The sequence below is a fragment of the Ensifer sp. M14 genome (assembly GCF_003355565.1).
Taxonomy (GTDB): domain Bacteria; phylum Pseudomonadota; class Alphaproteobacteria; order Rhizobiales; family Rhizobiaceae; genus Ensifer.
The window spans coordinates 198,553-216,486 of the sequence record NZ_QJNR01000014.1; the positions used below are offsets into that span (position 1 = coordinate 198,553).

A 17,934-nucleotide genomic window follows, 5' to 3' on the forward strand; every position below is an offset into this window, starting at 1 on the left:
CCCGGCCGCGTGCACTAGTTTGAACGCATTCGGCCGAAACGGGAGCAGACTTATGGAAAAGACGAGTGAGAAGTCCGGCGCGCAGGCGCTCGCCGCTGGCGAACTCGCCCTCATCGACCGCTATTGGCGGGCCGCCAACTATCTCTCGGTCGGGCAGATCTACCTGCTCGATAATCCGCTTTTGCGCGAACCGCTGAAGCCCGAGCACATCAAGCCTCGGCTGCTCGGCCACTGGGGTACGACCCCCGGCCTCAATTTCATCTATGCCCACCTCAACCGCATGATCCGCAAGTCCGATCTCGACATGATCTATGTTTGCGGACCGGGGCACGGCGGCCCCGGCATGGTCGCCAACACCTATCTCGAAGGCATCTACAGCGAAGTCTATCCCGATATTGCCGAGAATGCGGAAGGCATGCGAAAGCTGTTCCGACAGTTCTCCTTCCCCGGTGGCATTCCGAGCCATGTGGCGCCGGAAACGCCCGGTTCGATCCACGAGGGTGGCGAACTCGGTTACGCCTTGGTGCATGCCTATGGCGCGGCCTTCGACAATCCGGATCTCGTCGTCGCCTGCGTCGTCGGTGACGGTGAGGCCGAAACCGGTCCGATTGCCGCCAGCTGGCATTCCAACAAGTTCCTGAACCCGGCGCGCGACGGCGCGGTGCTACCGATCCTACATCTCAACGGCTACAAAATCGCCAACCCGACGATCATGGGGCGCGCCAGTAACGAGGATTTGCGGCAGCTGTTCTCCGGGTACGGCTACGAGCCGTTCTTCGTCGTCGGCCAAGATCCGGCCGACATGCACCAGCAGATGGCGGCCACCTTCGATCAGGTTTTCGCGCGCATCCGCTCGATACAGGAGGAGGCGCGTCGGGGCCGGGCCGATCCCGACCGGTGCCCGCGCTGGCCGATGATCGTGCTTCGAAGCCCCAAAGGCTGGACCGGTCCGAAGGAAGTCGACGGCAAGAAGGTCGAGGGCTTCTGGCGCTCGCATCAGGTGCCGGTCTCCAATTGCCGCGGGGACGACGCCCACCGCCGGATCCTCGAAGACTGGATGCGCAGCTACGATCCGGAGGATCTGTTCGACCGGGATGGGCGGTTGAAGCAGGAGCTGCGGGCTCTGGCGCCGACGGCCAAGCGCCGGATGGGCGCAAATCCGCATGCCAATGGCGGTCTCCTCAGGCGCAAGCTTGCAGTGCCCGAAATCGCGGCCCATGCGGTGGCAGTCGATCCCGCCGCCCGCGGCCAGTTGATGGTGCAATCGACCGAGATGCTCGGGCGGTATCTCCGGGATGTGCTGACGCTCAACGCGGAAAACCGCAACTTCCGGATTTTCGGTCCCGACGAAACCGAATCGAACCGGCTCGGCAGCGTCTTTGAAGTCACCGACCGGGTCTGGATGGAAGAGATCGAGCCCTATGACGTGCACCTGTCGCGCGACGGACGGGTGATGGAAGTGCTGAGCGAACACCTGTGCCAAGGTTGGCTCGAGGGCTATCTGCTCACCGGCCGCTACGGCTTCTTCTCCTGCTACGAGGCATTCATCCACATCGTCGACTCGATGTTCAACCAGCATGCAAAATGGCTGAAGGTGTCGCGCGAGATTGAATGGCGAAAGCCGATCGCCTCGCTCAACTACCTCTTGACCTCGCATGTCTGGCGCCAGGACCACAACGGATTCAGCCATCAGGATCCGGGCTTCGTCGACCTCGTCGCCAACAAGAAGGCCGATGTGGTGCGCATCTATCTGCCGCCGGATGCCAACACGCTTTTGTGGACCGGCGACCATTGCCTGAAGACCTACAACCGCATCAACGTCATCGTGGCGGGCAAGCAGCCCGAGCCGCAATGGCTGACGATGGAAGAGGCAATCAGGCATTGCGAAGCCGGCATTGGTATCTGGGAGTGGGCCGGCAACGAGGACGGTGCGGTGGCGCCCGACGTGGTGATGGCCTGTGCCGGAGATGTGCCGACGATGGAAACGCTGGCCGCCGTCGCCATGCTTTGCCAAAAAATCCCGGCCCTCAAGGTCCGCGTCGTCAACGTCGTCGACCTGATGGCGCTGCAATCCAGCGACCAGCATCCGCATGGTCTGTCGGACGATGCCTTCGATCGGATGTTCACGACGGACCGGCCGGTGATCTTCGCCTATCACGGTTACCCCTATCTGATTCATCGGTTGACCTACCGGCGCACCAACCACGGGAATTTCCACGTGCGCGGTTTCATCGAGGAGGGCACAACCACAACGCCCTTCGACATGACCGTGCTCAACGAACTCGACCGTTTCCATCTCGCCTTGGAAGCGATCAGCCGGGTGCCGGGGCTGGCGGAAAAGGCGGCAGGCGTTGTCACCGAGCTACGCGGCAAGCTTGAGGAACACCATCATTATGTCCGGGAATACGGTGAAGACATGCCGGAAATCCAGGGTTGGCGTTGGCCGGGCTGAGCCTTTCGAATGTCTTCTCTGGGAGCGGTCCGCTGAACCGCTTCCAACTCTGCTCGCGTACATTGCCAGTGGAAAATGCGACCGGCGGTTGACGTGCCACTGGCATCTGGTAGGTCTCTTCCTGCGAAACAGGTTCCGTCTAACGACGGATGAAAAGGGAACACGGTGAGGATTGCCCGCAAGGGGCCGAAACCGCGACTGCCCCCGCAACTGTAACCGCCGAGCAGAACCCCATGTAGCCACTGCGCGAACTCTCGCGTGGGAAGGCGGGATGAAGCGACGACGCGGAAGTCAGGAGACCTGCCTGTTTCGGTCACCCATGCCTGGACACGAGGGGTGTCGAGGCGCGGCCGTCCGTAGCGGTGACATTGGAGCAATGTTGCCGCGTGCCGCAGACGGCGCCGGGGGTGATCGCTTGTCGTTTGCTCTCCGCCAGTTCCTGCCCGCGGTCGATCGCGCGTGGGCCAGGTCGTGCCCATCGCGCCGGAGTGGGGACGATATGAAGAAGCAATTGACCGGCACAGCAGTGCTGGTTCTGACACTCGTTGGCGGGGCTCAGGCACAGGATCCCGGCAGAAACGAACAGCCGACCAAGCTTGAGCCGATTCTGGTCTCCGATGGCCTGACACCAACAGAACAGCGCAAATCGGGACGCGCCTTCACGGTCATTACCGGAGAGCAACTCGAGAAGAACCAGATTCGCTATATCGCAGACGCCCTGCGCCTGGTCCCGGGTTTTTCGGTGTCGCGCACCGGTGCGTCCGGCGGCCTGACGCAGGTCCGGGTCCGTGGGGCCGAAGGCAACCAGGTGCTGGTGGTGATCGATGGCGTCGAGGCCAACGACGTCTCTCAAGGCGAGTTCGATTTCGGCGCCCTCGTTGCCGACGATATCGAGCGCATTGAAATCCTGCGTGGGCCGCAAAGCACCTTCTGGGGTGCCAATGCCATGGCCGGCGTCATCAACATCATCACAAAGAAGGGAGGCCGCGACGGCGCCAAGTCGAGCGCCCGCACCGAAGTCGGCAGCGACGGCACCTGGCTTGGCGGTGTTTCGACCCGTGGCGGCGGCGAGGGCTATGATTACGCGCTGTCCGGCGTGTTGCAGAGGACCGGCGGCTTCAACATTTCCGACACCGGTCCCGAGGACGACGGCGACCGCAACGGTACCGTCAACGGCAAGTTCACCTTCGATCTTTCGCCGGACCTGCAGCTCGACGCGACGTTGCGCGCCGTCAACCGCAAGACCGACCTCGACGCGCAGGACTACATGACTGCGCTGACCTACGACACCCTTGATTATACCCGGTCGCGCGAGCTCTTAGGCTCGCTCGGTCTCACGCATTTTGCCCTCGACGGCGACTTTGCGCAGAAGGCGCGCGTCTCCGGCCTCGACGTCCACCGTGACAACATCAGCGGGTTCGGACGGTCCTGGAACGACGGCAACCGCTACAATGGCAGCTATCAGGCAAGCTATGGCTTCGATGGCGGCGACGGCATCCGCCATCAGATCACCGGCGGCTACGAATGGCAGCGCGAAACGTTCACGCCGTCGCATCTGCAGCACACCTTCAGCCGCAATGCGCATTCGCTCGTCGGCGAGTATCGCGGCGAGTTGGCCGACCAGTTCTTCGTCAATGCCGGCATCAGGCGCGATTTCAACGACCGTTTCGAGGATGCGACCACATGGAGCCTCAGCGGGTCCTGGGAAATACCCGACAGCGAAACACGCTTGCATGCATCCATCGGCACCGGCGTGACCAACCCGAGCTTTTACGAGCAGTTCGGCTATATCCCGGGAACTTTCATCGGCAACCCTTCCCTGAAGCCGGAAGAAAGTCTCGGTTGGGACGTCGGTGTCGAGCAGCGCTTCTTCGACGGCGGCCTGACCGTCGACGTGACCTATTTCGACCAGAATCTGGAGAATGAGATTGCTACGGTCTACGACGCCAGCTTCCGGTCGATGCCGGTCAATCGCTCGGGCGAAAGCCTGCGTCACGGGATCGAGGTGTCGGCGACCGTCGACTTCTTCAACGGGCTGACGACGACGGCGACCTACACCTACACCGCTTCGAGCGAGCAGACGCTTGCCGGCGGACCCCGCCTGCAGGAAGTCCGCCGTCCGCGCCAGGCCGCTTCGCTTGATGCGGCTTACGTCTTTTACGACGACCGCGCCCGCGTCTTCGGCGAAGTCATCCTCAATGGCCGGATGCAGGATGTCGCTTATCGGCCGGGGCCGGAACGGGTGCCGCTTGGCGCCTATACGCTGGTCAATGTCGGCGGCAGCTTCAGGGTCAACGACACGCTCGAGGTCTTCGGTCGCGTCGACAACCTTTTCGATGAGGATTATGAGGAGATCTACGGCTACAACACGCGAGGTGTTGCCGCCTTTGCCGGCTTGAAGGCCTCGTTCTGATGATGTTCGGTTGGTGCAGGCGATATCTGGTTGCGGGGATGCTTTGGGCAGCCTTGCCCCACGGCGCCTGGGCGGGCGAAGCGCCGCGCCGCGTCGTCTCGATGAACGTCTGCACCGACCAGATGGCCATGCTGGTTGCCGGCAACGGCCAGCTTCATTCGGTTTCCTATCTGGCCACCGACGGCGCGACCTCGGCGCTTGCCGCCGAGGCCAAATCCTATGTCGTCAATCATGGGCTTGCCGAAGAGATCTTCCTGATGAAGCCGGATCTGGTGATCGCCGGCACCTATACGACGCGCACGACCGTCGATCTGCTGAAGCGGCTCGGCTTTGCCGTCGAGGAATTTGCACCGGAGGCTTCGATCGCCGAGGTGCGGACCAACCTTCAGCGCATGGGCCGGGTGCTCGGCCGCCAGCAGCGCGCGGATGAGCTGGTGGCGGCAATGGATGCCGAGATCGCGCGGCTGCAGGCGACAAAGGTGCCCGAAGTCGAACTGGCGCTCTACTATGCCAACGGCTTCACCTCCGGTAGCGGCACGCTGGTCGCCGATATCCTCGGCATCGCCGGACTTGAAAATCTCGCAGACAGGCTGGGTATTGCCGGCACCGGACAGTTGCCATTGGAAGCATTGGTCCTTGCTCGACCAGACCTGATCGCCATCGATGCCAATGGCGAACGCGGGCCGGCGCTCGCCAAGCAGAACTTCTCCCACCCGGCCTTCCGTGCAGTCGCCGCGCAGCACCGGGCGGTCCAGCTCGATAGCCGTTATACCATCTGCGGCGGGCCTTTCACGTTGATCGCCGCAAGCATCCTGCAGCAGGCCGCCTTGAAACTCGACGCCGAAAATTTCGACATGGGGAAATGATGACGGAAACCGCCCGATACCGCTTGCTGATCGTCCTACTCTCCATTGTCGTCGCCATCCTATTCGTGCTTTCACTGACAGTCGGCCCGGCGGACGTTGGCCCCTGGCAGGGCATTGCCGGCCTTTTCACTGGAGATGACAGCCTGATCGGGTTGGTGATGCGGGAAATTCGCCTGCCGCGCGCGCTCCTCGGGTTGATGATCGGGGCGACGCTCGGGCTCTCGGGTGCTGCCCTTCAGGGTTATTTGCGCAATCCACTGGCCGAGCCCGGCCTGATCGGCGTCAGCGCCTCGGCATCGCTTGGCGCCGTGATCGCCATCTACACCGGATTGTCGGCCCTTCTGCCGCTTGCCCTGCCGCTGATGGCGCTTGCAGGTGCGCTCTGCGCCGTGCTCGTCGTCCGGCTCATGGCTGGGGCTGATGCCCGACCGCTCTCGGTGATCCTTGCCGGCGTCGCCGTTTCGACCTTTGCAGGCGCGATGACCTCGCTGGCGCTCAATCTCTCGCCCAACCCGTTCGCTGCACTTGAGATCATGTTCTGGATGCTGGGCTCGCTCACCGACCGCTCGATGACGCATGTCTGGCTGTCTGCACCGTTCATGCTGGTTGGATGGCTGATGCTGGCAAGCCTCGGCCGCGCGCTGGATGCACTGACGCTCGGCCACGAGACGGCGGCGAGCATGGGGGTCGACATGAAAAGGGTGCAGAGGCTTGCCGTCATCGGCACGGCCGCCTCGGTCGGTGCTGCAACCGCGGTTGCCGGTGCGATCGGTTTTGTCGGTCTGGTTGTTCCGCATCTGCTGCGCCCGCTCGTCGGCGCTCGGCCCTCCCGGTTGCTGTTTGCCAGCGCACTTGGCGGGGCAGCGTTGCTGCTCGCGGCCGACATCCTCGTGCGGGTCGTGGCCTCCGGACGCGATCTCAAGCTCGGTGTGCTGACGGCGGTCGTGGGCGCGCCGTTCTTTCTCGTTCTGGTGATGCGCGCGCGGAGGCAGATGGCATGATCCGGCTTGTCGTTTCCAACCTCTCCGCCTCGCTTGGCGGCAACACGGTGCTGAGGGATATCGCTATCAGCGTCAGCCCCGGCGAATTCGTCGGCCTCATCGGCCCGAACGGTGCCGGCAAATCGACACTTCTGCGCGCCTGCCTCGGCCTGATCCCATCGAGCGGCGAAATTCTGCTTGCCGGGCGAGATCTGCGACAGATGGCGGCATCTGAGCTTGCCCGCCATGTTGCCTATGTCGCGCAGGACCGGGATATTGCCTGGCCGATCACGGTTGAAGCGTTGGTCGATCTCGGCCGGCAGCCCCATCGTGGCGCATTTGCGCGGCCCGCAGCCGCCGACCGGGAGGCCGTTGAAGCGGCGCTTCAGCGTATGGATATCGTCAAGTTGAGATCGCGCCGGGCGACCGATCTCTCCGGCGGCGAAAAGGCGCGCGTGCTGATTGCAAGAGCCTTGGTGCAGGAGGCCGACCTGCTTCTCGCCGACGAGCCGGTCGCAGGCCTCGATCCGGCGCACCAGATCGCGCTGATGCAGGTGTTCCGCGCGCTCGCGCAGCAGGGCACGTCGGTCGTCGCCTCGATGCACGATCTCGGCCTGGCCGCGCGCTGGTGCGATCGGCTGGTCCTCCTCGAAGGGGGCCACATCGTCGCCGACGGTCCGCCGGCCACCGTGCTGACCGCAGACCTGTTGCGGCGCGTCTATGGCATCGAAGCCTACGTCGCCGAGGCGGCGGGAGGACTGATCGTGCAGCCGACGCGCCTTGCGCAGACCGGTATCGAACAAGAAACTTCAAGGGACAGCACGGTATGACCGAATTGGCCGACATGCTCTGCACGCATCTGAAAGACCCGGAGGCCGGGTGGAGCATGGGGACGTTCGGCGCCATCGCCGAGTTCCACCAGGATCCCGGCGAAACGCTCGCTGTCGATACGCCGGATCTGTTTTGCCGGGCGACGGAGCGGGGCGGTGTGCGGATCGATCCCTCCCGCCTGGCCGACATCGTTCCGGTTACCTACGAGGCATTGAGCCCAAGAGCGCACCGCTGGAGCCACGCGGTCGCCCTGTGTCTGCCTGAAGGCGACGCACGCCGTGAGGCGCGAGCAGTGCTGACCGAACTCGGCGCTGATGAAGCGGCCATTCGCACCGGCGATCGCGGCGCGATCCTCTTCGACATGGGGCTTTCGCTGCCGCAATGCGATTTCTGCATTCGCACCGAGGACGTCGCCGTCCTTGAGATTTTGCGGCGTTGCGCCGGACGCTCGCTGTTCGAACCCGACAATCCGGCAATGCCGGCAATCCTGAAGGCTCATCCCCATCGCGTCGCCGTGACGACGATCGGTCGTGTCGAGGTTTACCAGAAGATCGGCGGGCCGGACACAGGCGGCGTTTCACCACCCGGCCCGCACACGCACGTGCTGCCGCAGCTCTTGCGTAGCGGTCGCACTCATTCGGCCAACACGCCGATCCCGCCGGGTCTGATGCCGCTCGGAAGTCTGCACCCCGGCAATCCGGTGGTCGGCCCGATGGGCGAGGAGAGGGCTTTCGATCCGCATCTGCACGCCCGGTTCCAGGCGCTTCTGGAGCGTTACGGCAATGCGTCGGCCGTAGCCGTAAAGACCGATCTGCTTGCGGCGCTGGCCCGCGGCGACCATCCGCAGGACTTTGCCTGCCCGAACGACCGGTCGGCCCGCGCGGCCATGCGCGTTGGCCTCAGGCAGCAGGAGCACCTCGCCCGTCAGAGTGGTAAGGAAGAATATCTTGCGAAGATCCTCGCCTGGCGCACGGTGTACGATCGCGCCGTCGACGCTGCGGACACCGACGACGAAGCGCCTGGCCACTAAGGGCAAGGCACTGCGGGTGCTGCGACGTCTGCGGCAAATCCGAAACGTGTCGGGCGGCCTTGCAAGACGCGCAGGAGAGGAAATGGCCTTCTGCCGCCTTGCCTGGCGCACGTTTTCACGCCAGACACAAGATCGAAACAGCGCTGGAATTGACGAAGGGCAGGGGACGATGGCCGAACGCAAGCACGGAGAAGCAGCCCCCGCAACGGAAGTGACCGTTGCCGGTGCCGACTGGTACGGGCTCGATATCTCCGACCGCAACCAAAGCCGCACGCTGTTCTCGGATCTCGATATGACCGAGGCCACGAGCGCCGGTGCCGTCTTCAAGGAGTGCACCTTCCGCCGCGCCAAATTCAATTGCTCGCGCCACGAGGGCAGCGCCTTCATCAACTGTACCTTCGTCGGCTGCAATTTCTACGACGTCGACTTCAACGACTGCAAATTCGTCGGCAGCATGTTCGACAGCTGCAAGTTCGACGCCACAAGGATCAAGGGCGGCAACTGGTCGTTTGTCGGATTGCCGGGCGCCGACCTTCGCAGCGCCGTTTTCACCGATGCGGTCCTGCGCGAGGCCGACCTGACCGGCGCGCGTTGCGAGAGCGGAACGATGACCGGCCTCGATCTGTCCGGCGCCTGGCTTCACAGCGCCAATTTCAGCGGATGCGATCTGCGCGGCAGCGACTTGACGTCGATCGAGCCGGAAACGGTTACGCTGAAGCGTGCGGTCATCACCATCGAGCAGTCGGTAATGATCTGCGAGGCCATGGGCCTGGTGGTCCGGGCGTCCTAAATCGTCTTTCGCCAACGTCTGCTTCGATCGGCAGGCCGCATGAACCTGCTCAGTTTCGCGGTTCGCCGCTCGGTGCGTAGACCGTCTTCTGCTTGAAGGCGAAGATATTGCCGCAGCGGCATCGCATCATGTGCTTGGCCGGGTCGCTCGACGGGCGCTCTGTCGAAAAGCCCGCTGGCATTTGGTCGATGAGAAAACCACGGGTCCTGCTTCTCGGATCGTCGTTCTCCGAGGCCTCTGCAAACCCGGACGCGCCGCATTTGGCACATTCCAGTTTTCTCGAATAACGATCTCTCGACACGATTGTCCCAATCCAAAATCAATGAGGACCCGAACTACAGGAGGCGAGGGGCTCGTTCAAGACCATCCATTGAAACGGTGCTGCATCGCGGCGCTCTTGAGGGCGGCGTGTTACCAATCAGATATTGTCCCGTCACGGCCGTCGTCCTGTCGGGGCGAAGGCGCTTGGTGGCGGTAACACCTCGCTTCCACGTCGACGGCGGGCGTTCTGCTGCCGTCCAGACAATGGGCCAGACCGCATAGCAGACCATATTGCGCCGTGCCGAGCGGGAGGTCCCCCGGCCGCGCAACAGCACTTCGACCATGCCGGAACTGCCGATCAGCGTGCTGCGGCAGGAAGCCCTCCAGGCGTGGATGGCTTTTTCCCATGACCTCTTTCTCACGACAGCGAAAAGACGGAGGAAGCGCCGGCGCCCGATTTGTTCACGCGACAGGCTGAGCAGGCTACTACTTCTGGATTAGTGGCTCCCCTCTCACGTATTTGCAAACTTTCGCATATAATCCCGCGCGGCGCTAAGAGGGGTCTCTCAGCCTCATTCGAGATCGGGGTACGGGTCGGAAGGCCCGGCGCTGCGCTTTGCGCTTGAATGCAATCTAAAGTTAAGTTCGCATCTGTCGCACGCGAAGCATGGAGACGATGCGAGCATGTTCAGCAGGCATGGAACGACCAGAAGGACGGCGGCCGCGATCGATGGCGGCGGCAAATCTGATGGAGAACATTGTGCAGACAGGCGACATCGGTAACGGCGCATCGCGGCTTTTCAAACGAACGGGCGCGTCCGTCGATGATGCGGGCTGTGCCACCGTCGCGTGCCGCGACGGTTCGGTGCGGGGGCTGGCATGACCGACCTCGATACGGAATCGAAAACGGCCTGGATCTCACAGGGTTTCGAGCGGCTTGTCGATCGCGTTCGCAAGGCTCCCGCCGCTGTACATTTCGATGTCCTGATCATCGGCAGCGGTTATGGCGGCGCCATTGCCGCTTCCACTTTCGCCGGACGTACACATGAGGGCAGGCCGATGTCGGTCGGCGTGCTGGAGCGTGGGCGCGAATATCTGCCGGGCTCATTCCCGACAGGGCTCGGCGAGTTGCCGCGCCACATACGCGGCGACAACAACAAGGAGGGACTGATCGATATCAGGATCGGCGCGCAGGTCGTTGCCGTCGTCGCCAGCGGAGTTGGCGGGGGGTCTCTGATCAATGCCGGGGTCATGGAAACGCCGCTGCCAAACGTTTTTCACAAGCGGTGGCCGGCGCCCCTCAAGGACCTCTCGGCCTGGAAATCCTATTTCGATCGCGCCCGCGATCTGCTCGGCAGCACCATCATGGGCGCTCCAAACACAATCGCCGACCATGTCGATGGCGTGCCGCAAAAATTTCGGTCGGTGCGCGCCATTGCGCCGGACGGCAATTTCAGACCGGCTTCGATCACGGTCGCGATGAGCGACACCACCAGTTCCGGCAATGTGCGCCTGAACAAATGCCTTCGCTGTGGTGATTGTGCGACCGGCTGCAATAGTGGCGCAAAGAACTCGCTCGACGTCAATTTACTGGTGAGCGCGAACAAATACGGTGCCGAAATCTTCAGCGGCGCAACGGTGCTCAGCCTGGCCAGGGATGGAAATGCCGGGTGGCTGGTCAGGGGTGTTCACACCAATGCGAAGCTCCGCAAGCGCGATGCCGACCCGGTGGTGATAAGAGCCCGCAAGGTCGTGCTCGCCGCCGGTACGCTCGGATCGAGCGAAATCCTCATGCGCTCTCGTGGCGCAGGCTTGCAACTGGCGGACAAGAACCTCGGCACAGGATGCTCGACCAATGGCGACATGCTGGTCGCCGACTATGCGACTGTCTCCGATGTCAACACCGTCGCCGACGAAGCGATCAAGCCATCGACCCGGGCCATCGGGCCGACGACCACCGGGGTGATCGACCTTCGTGCCTCAAAGGGCGTGATGATCGAGGAGATGTCGGTACCGGCGGGTCTGCGCATTGCCTTCGCCGAGGTCTTTGCTACCCTCAACACGCTGCACGGCCTTTTCAGGTACGACGGCACGCGGCATCGTCCGGGGTTTCCGGATGACGATATTTACGCAGCGCCGGCCGCACGCGTCGGCCGCTCCGCACTTTATGCCGTCATGGCCGATGACGGCGCAGCGGGCCGGATCGAGCTCGACGGCGACCCAAATGCGGTCGACCGGGATGGCATTGCGCGAATCCGCTGGGACAATCTGCAAACTCTGCCGGTTTTCGACAGGCAGGTCGAGGCACTCGCGGCGCTGACGAAGGACACCGGCGGCCGGCTCATTCCCAATCCGGTCTGGAAGCTGCTGCCGGCCGACCTCACCTGGTTGCTTAAAGATCAACGCGGACCGCTGGTGACCTTCCATCCACTTGGCGGCTGCGCGATGGCCGATAGCGGCGCAGAAGGTGTGGTCGATCACCTCGGCCGCGTCTTCACATCGGCGGATTCCGATGCGGTGTATCACGATCTCGTCGTGCTGGACGGGTCGATCGTTCCGAACGCGCTTGCGACAAACCCAGCCCTGACGATTGCTGCGCTTGCGCTGCGCGCGGCCGAAGCGCTGGCCGAGGAATGGAACTATGTCGCGGCCGAGGTTCGGCCCATCGGTCCCCCGCTGGTGCGGCCTGTCTTTCGCAACACCGACGTCGCCGCGCGAGCGCAGTCGAGCGAGGTGGAAATCATCGAAAGGCTTGTCGGCCCCATCAGCTTGACGCCGGTGGGCGGGGTCGAAGAAACCCGGATCGTTGAGCTGACCATGCGTTTCGCACCCACGTCGCTTTTACAGTTGACGCCGAGCAATGGCAGCCACCCGATCATTCCTGTCGCCACCGAAGTGCCGGATCGCGCCATCCGAAGCCAGATCCGGATTTTCCCTCGGGACGTTTGGGAAACGCTGGAAACGACCTGGCTGCCTTTGCATGTGAAGGAGCGAAGGCTCGATGCCGCCGCCGAATTCAGCGCGCCGATATCCGGCAGCCTGCGGATCTTCGAGCGCCAGCCGAGCTCGATGCCTGGACGCGTGTGGCGCGCGGGCAAGGCCTGGGTGCTGAACCGGGGGCTTCGCGACGGCTACCAGGCACTCGCCGACGGACATGGTGGCCCTGGCCTCTGGTCGCGGCTCAAATCGGCTTTTGCGATCGCCAGCCGCTCCGGCGAGATCAGGACCCTCACTTACAATCTGACGATTGGACCGCCGGATGTCGACGGCAAGATCGCGCTTGCAGGCAACCGTATCGTCGGCCTCAAGACCTTGACCTATGAGAGGCGCAGCAATCCCTGGCGCCAGCTTATGGAGATGACGCTCGACACGTTTCCGGGCTCGAGCCCCGAGAGCGGCGAGCGCGTGCTGAAACTCGACGTCGGCTATCTCGCGCGGATCGGCGTGCCGTTGTTCCGGGTCGCCAATCAACGCGACGGCGTCAACACCATCGGCGAACTGCTGACGCTCTTCGGCTTCGTCACGCGGCTTCTGCTCGGTCTGCATCTCTGGAGCTTTCGTGCTCCCGATCAGGACAAGCGGTGGCGGCAGGCGACCGTCAGCCGCCTGCCGCCGACTACGCTGAAGCTCCCGGGCGGCGCGTCGATTACCGCCGAGCTGCATCGCATCGCGCTTGCACCGGAACGGCCGGATGGCAGAGGCAGCGATGTGCCCGGCGAGGTGCGGTTGACGCGCTACCGCTATCCCAACAGCAAGAAGCGCCCGCTCATTATGTTCCACGGCTATTGCGCTAGCGGCACGACCTTTGCGCATCACGCGGTCAATCCCAATTTCGCCAGCCATTTCTGGTGTACCGGTCGTGACATATGGATCGCTGATCTCAGAACCAGCGCCGGCCAACCGACGTCGACAGAGGCGTGGAGCTTCGACCAGATCGGCAATGTCGACGTACCGGCGGCACTGAAGGCAGTGGCGGCAACGTCGCCGGACGGGACGGTCGACGTGATCGCCCATTGCATGGGAGCCGTCGTCTTCAGCATCGCCGTGCTGAACGGCCATGCGACCGGGCTCGTCAATCGCGCCGCCTTCACGCAGGTCGGGCCGCTCGACGTTTTTGCGCCGGCCAACATTTTTCGCGCCTATCTCGTGCGCTACCTCATCGATTTCCTGCAGGACAACTACAGTTTCAACCCGAGGGAACCGACCCTTGTGGACGATCTTCTCGATCGTTTGCTGTCGTCGCTGCCCTATCCGGTCGAGGAGTTCGACGTCGAGAACCCGCTATGGCCAACGAAGCGCACGCCCTGGACGCGCACACGCCATCGCATGGACGCGCTGTGTGGTCGCCATTTCAATGTGCGCAACATGGAGCCCGGAATGCTGCGCTATATCGACGAGCTTTTCGGTCCGCCGAGCCTGTCGACGGTGTCGTCTCGCCTGCATTTTGTGCGTTCCTCGACGATGACGTATTTTCATGGCCACAACGGTCTGGTCTCGCGCCAGAACTTGGCAAAGTACTGGTCGTTCCCGACCTCCAGCGTGCATGGGGGAGAAAACGGACTGTTACATGTCTCGACCGTCGACCGCATGCGGCAGATTTTTGGCGATGCCGGCCGGGTCTATATGCCTCCCTTCGTCATTCCGGGTGCAGGCCATCAGGACGAGCTGGTCGGAACCAAACGTCACGCGACCTTGCAGCAGATCCAACAGTTTCTCGACGCAGACATACCGGCGGGCGCCGTCAAGGCCGACAGTGAAAAAGTCGTCTATCCGCCCTGGATCGGTCCGATCCTCACCGAAGAGCGCCCAAAGACCCCGGCGCTGGTCATCCGCCTTGGTGCGGCGCCTTCGCACCGGGTAACCGAAGCCGCATTGCTCCTGCGCGTCCGGATGGTCGATGATCGTATCTGTCGGCCGGATGATCCGACGCAGCCTTGGGACACCGGCTATCTCCTGGAACATCTCGTGGCCTATACCTCGAAGGCGCTTGAGAACGATGGGTGGGATGCGTTCGAAGTTCCGTTGCTTACCCGCATGCCCGGCCACGGAATTACCGATCGCAGTGATGCCCTGCTGATTCTGCTGGCCTACGGCGACGATGCGGCGTTGGCCGCACCGGACCTCAGACATGAGGAGCTGCCATCGCCGCTTGAGCCCGTCGTGGCGCCACCGACCGTGACCATGTTTCGCGAGCCCGCGGCCTTCCCAGATCTGGTCGGCGGCCTTAGCGCAGGCCCGTCGCTGCGGACCTTCGACTTCGACCGAAGCCAAGCGCTGCCGCGTCATGCCGCTCAAGGGGCGGCTTATGGCTACTTCGTTGCCGATAGCGGACAAGGACGGATGCGGCGCCTCGATCCGACGGGAGCCGGCAATGCCGCGAGCGGGCAGGCGGTCGCGTTCGCCTACAGCCGTTTTGAGAAAATGGCCGCGGCGGTGGAGCGCGCAATCGCCTTTCCATCGCCGAACGCCAGGCACCATGGCTTCACGCAGTCGGCGTGTCCGCCCGTTGTCGAACAGGATTTCGACCTGAAGGACGGCATCGTCCCCTATGATCCACCGGCATTTCCGCCCTTGGAACCGACGCCGAACGGAACCAGCTTCGCGCTCTCCTCCTGCCAGTATCCGGCCGGTTTCCTCGACGAGGCGGTTGCCTACCGCGGCTATGGTCGTATTGCCGAACGGCTGGAGGCCCGTGCTGGGATCAAGCCACGCTTCGCGCTCTTCGTCGGGGGCCAGGTCTATGTCGATCCGAAGGCAGGGCTCCATGATCCGACCCGACGGGATGATCGATACCGCCTGCCCTACGAGGCCTGGCTGAGCCAGAGCAGCGTGCGCAACGTTTTGCGACAGATCCCGTCCTTCATGCTGCTCGACGACCAGGAGATCGACGACAATTGGGAGCCGATTTCCGATCCGGATGACGATGACAACTCCGGCAATGCGATGCGCGGCATCGAAGCCTACCGGAAGTATCAGCGCGGCAAACATGCCAAGCTCGATATGTTCGATTTCGACGGGTTCCATTTCTTCATGCTCGACACGCGAACGCAGCGAACCCATCGAAAGGTGGGTGATGGCCTGAAGGCGGCCGCGATGTTCACACCGGCGACGATGGACAGCTTGAAGCAATGGCTGTTGCTGGCGCCCGGCCCGAAGTTCGTTGTGTCGCCTGCGATGTTGCTGCCGCGGCATCGGCGCGCCACCCAGCGCGATCAAAGCCTTTCCTGGACGAACTTGAGCGCGTTGCATTCCGATGGATGGGACGGCTATCCCAACACGCTTGGCGAGGTGCTTGGCTATATCGCCGAGAACCGGATCGAGCATGTGGTGTTTCTCTCGGGAGACGAACACCGGGCTTGTGTCGCGACGGTCGACCTCTTTGCCGAGGATGGTTCCGTCACCCGAATTCACTCGATCCATACGGCGGCGATGTTTGCGCCCTATCCATTTGCCAACGGCATCGACGAGGAAATCGTCGAGCGCGAGACGATCGAAGTCCGGTCGGGCGCGAGGACCTACCGCTGCGCCGTCAATGCAACGCGTCCGGTACCCGGGGACGGGGCGACGTTCCTGCGTGTTCGCCGGGCGGAAACCGGATGGGAACTCGATTGCGAGTTCGGCGATGGCGCGGTGCAGACGCTGGTGATCTGACGGACATGGCCGCCGGCTGCCTGAAGGCGAGCAGTTTCAGCGATACCCGGTCGCATCAGCGGGTTTTTCCTTTTCCATCACTTCGCGCATGTAACGCCAGCAATCGGGGCGCGAGCCGTCGAGGTCGGTAAAGCCGTATGCCTGGGCAAGGCCGCCGCTCGAAAGTGATTGTCCGTTCCACCGGTCTTTCTGCGGGTCTGCCGCAAGAGCTGCGATGGCACGGCCGACGAAGCGCGGGCTTTCGGAAATGACGAAATGCGGCTGGTTCCTTGTCGCCTCCTGCCACGTCTCTTCCGTCACCTGGAAATGCTCCAGCATCATTTCTGAGCGCATCCAGCCGGGCGTAATCGATATTGCCGTGGCGCCGTGCGGCTCCAGATCCTTGGCGTGCGCCCAGGCCATGCGATTGGCCGCGACCTTGGCGAGATCGTAGAACGGTGAGAGCCGGTAGTGCTCGGCATTATACTCGGCCGTTCCGTCCGTCACCTCGACAAGCAGCCCGCCGCGATTTTCGATCATCAGCGGGAGGGCGTGATGGGCGGTGATCAGATGCGTATCGATCCCGAGCCGAAGCAGTTTCAGGCCATTGTCGAGATCGTGGTCCCAGACCGGCTTGTTCCATTCGAACAGGTTTTCGCCGCCCCAGATGTCGTTGACGAGAATATCGAGCCGACCCTGTTCCCGGCGGATGCGTTCGACGAGTGCCTTCACCTCAGCCGGTTGCAGGTGGTCGACCTGAACTGCAATACCCTTGCCGCCAAGATCACTGACGAGGCCAGCCGTTTCCTCGATCGTTTCGGGGCGCTTGTAGTCCGATTGCTGGCTTCTGGTGGTGCGGCCGGTGACGTAGACGGTGGCGCCCGCCGCTCCAAGCTCAGTGGCAATGCCACGTCCGCCGCCGCGCGTGGCGCCTGCTACCAGTGCGATTTTTCCCTTGAGCGTCATTTTTCCTCCATCGGCGGTCTGAGCCATCTGGTCGTGGCTGTGTGAATGGGATATATAAACGATTATTCGGTTATTAATGAGAGTCAAGATGCCGCGTCCCAAAACCATGCCTGACGAAGATGTGTTGGCCGCCGCGCTCGCGATCATGCATGCGAGCGGACCGGAGAGCCTGACTTTCGCCGCCCTTGCCGCGGGTACGGGCCTTTCCGCCTCCACCCTTGTCCAGCGGTTCGACAACAAGCAGAACCTCGTCCAGCGTGCACTTCTGCAGGCCTGGGACGGGCTCGACCGGTTGACTTCAGAGCTTTCGTCGACCCTGCCGAAGACGCCGGAAGGCGCCGTCGATTTGCTCGCTGGACTGTCGGGCGATTACGGCGGCATCGAATCCTACGCTGACGGGCTGCGGGTCTTGCGCGAGGATTTGCGAGACCCGGCGCTTCGCGCCCGCGGCGCGAGGTGGCGCGATGCACTTGCTGAGGCGCTGGACGAACGCCTCGCCGGCCTGTCCGGGCCGGTTCCCGGAATCGGTTTGCTGATGGCATCCCACTGGCAGGGGGCACTGCTTTGGTGGAGTTTCGACCCGCAGATCCCGGTTACGGATTTCGTCCGGCAGAGCTTGCGCCGTTTCGTGTCGGTCCTTGCCACAGGCGCTGCCAGCCCAAAGACAACGTGAAACCGGTGCACGGATACGCCAAGACTGGGCTTTTCACCGAGC

The 17,934-nt window shown here is 63.1% G+C and carries 10 protein-coding genes and 1 riboswitch; of the genes, 9 read left to right on the forward strand and 1 reads right to left on the reverse strand.

What is annotated here, in order from left to right; genetic code table 11:
- Positions 1-52: 52 nt before the first annotated feature.
- The 8 genes from BLJAPNOD_RS29590 to BLJAPNOD_RS29630 all read left to right on the forward strand — a co-directional run bounded on the left by BLJAPNOD_RS29590 (position 53) and on the right by BLJAPNOD_RS29630 (position 16,274).
- On the forward strand, positions 53-2,452 hold the full coding sequence (locus BLJAPNOD_RS29590; protein WP_115422417.1) for a phosphoketolase family protein: 2,400 nt from the start codon (positions 53-55) through the stop codon (positions 2,450-2,452).
- A 113-nt stretch (positions 2,453-2,565) separates the two neighbouring features.
- Positions 2,566-2,775, forward strand: a riboswitch (cobalamin riboswitch).
- Positions 2,776-2,951: 176 nt separating this feature from the next.
- Positions 2,952-4,865: a TonB-dependent receptor gene (locus tag BLJAPNOD_RS29595; RefSeq protein ID WP_158556191.1), complete on the forward strand. Its 1,914-nt coding sequence runs from the start codon at positions 2,952-2,954 to the stop codon at positions 4,863-4,865.
- Positions 4,866-4,903: 38 nt separating this feature from the next.
- Positions 4,904-5,731, forward strand: a complete 828-nt coding sequence (locus tag BLJAPNOD_RS29600) for an ABC transporter substrate-binding protein (RefSeq protein ID WP_244611147.1) — start codon at positions 4,904-4,906, stop codon at positions 5,729-5,731.
- On the forward strand, positions 5,731-6,732 hold the full coding sequence (locus BLJAPNOD_RS29605) for an iron ABC transporter permease (RefSeq protein WP_115422730.1): 1,002 nt from the start codon (positions 5,731-5,733) through the stop codon (positions 6,730-6,732). The genes BLJAPNOD_RS29600 and BLJAPNOD_RS29605 overlap by 1 nt, the downstream gene beginning before the upstream one ends.
- The gene (locus BLJAPNOD_RS29610; protein WP_115422420.1) at positions 6,729-7,541 is read left to right on the forward strand and encodes an ABC transporter ATP-binding protein; all 813 of its coding nucleotides are present in this window, start codon (positions 6,729-6,731) and stop codon (positions 7,539-7,541) included. Before BLJAPNOD_RS29605 ends, BLJAPNOD_RS29610 begins: the two co-directional genes overlap by 4 nt.
- Positions 7,538-8,572, forward strand: a complete 1,035-nt coding sequence (locus tag BLJAPNOD_RS29615) for a hypothetical protein (RefSeq protein ID WP_115422421.1) — start codon at positions 7,538-7,540, stop codon at positions 8,570-8,572. Before BLJAPNOD_RS29610 ends, BLJAPNOD_RS29615 begins: the two co-directional genes overlap by 4 nt.
- A gap of 82 nt (positions 8,573-8,654) precedes the next feature.
- Positions 8,655-9,362, forward strand: coding sequence for a pentapeptide repeat-containing protein (locus BLJAPNOD_RS29620; protein WP_199566059.1), 708 nt, complete (start codon positions 8,655-8,657; stop codon positions 9,360-9,362).
- A gap of 1,140 nt (positions 9,363-10,502) precedes the next feature.
- Positions 10,503-16,274 (forward strand): alkaline phosphatase D family protein, encoded by a 5,772-nt coding sequence (locus BLJAPNOD_RS29630; protein WP_115422423.1) that lies wholly within the window; start codon positions 10,503-10,505, stop codon positions 16,272-16,274.
- Positions 16,275-16,310: 36 nt separating this feature from the next.
- Here BLJAPNOD_RS29630 and BLJAPNOD_RS29635 read toward each other — a convergent pair whose 3' ends face one another.
- Positions 16,311-17,219: an SDR family oxidoreductase gene (locus tag BLJAPNOD_RS29635; RefSeq protein WP_115422424.1), complete on the reverse strand. Its 909-nt coding sequence runs from the start codon at positions 17,217-17,219 to the stop codon at positions 16,311-16,313.
- A gap of 88 nt (positions 17,220-17,307) precedes the next feature.
- On the opposite strand from BLJAPNOD_RS29635, the gene BLJAPNOD_RS29640 reads away from it, so the two are divergent.
- On the forward strand, positions 17,308-17,892 hold the full coding sequence (locus BLJAPNOD_RS29640; protein ID WP_115422425.1) for a TetR family transcriptional regulator: 585 nt from the start codon (positions 17,308-17,310) through the stop codon (positions 17,890-17,892).
- The last annotated feature ends 42 nt before the right edge of the window (positions 17,893-17,934 follow it).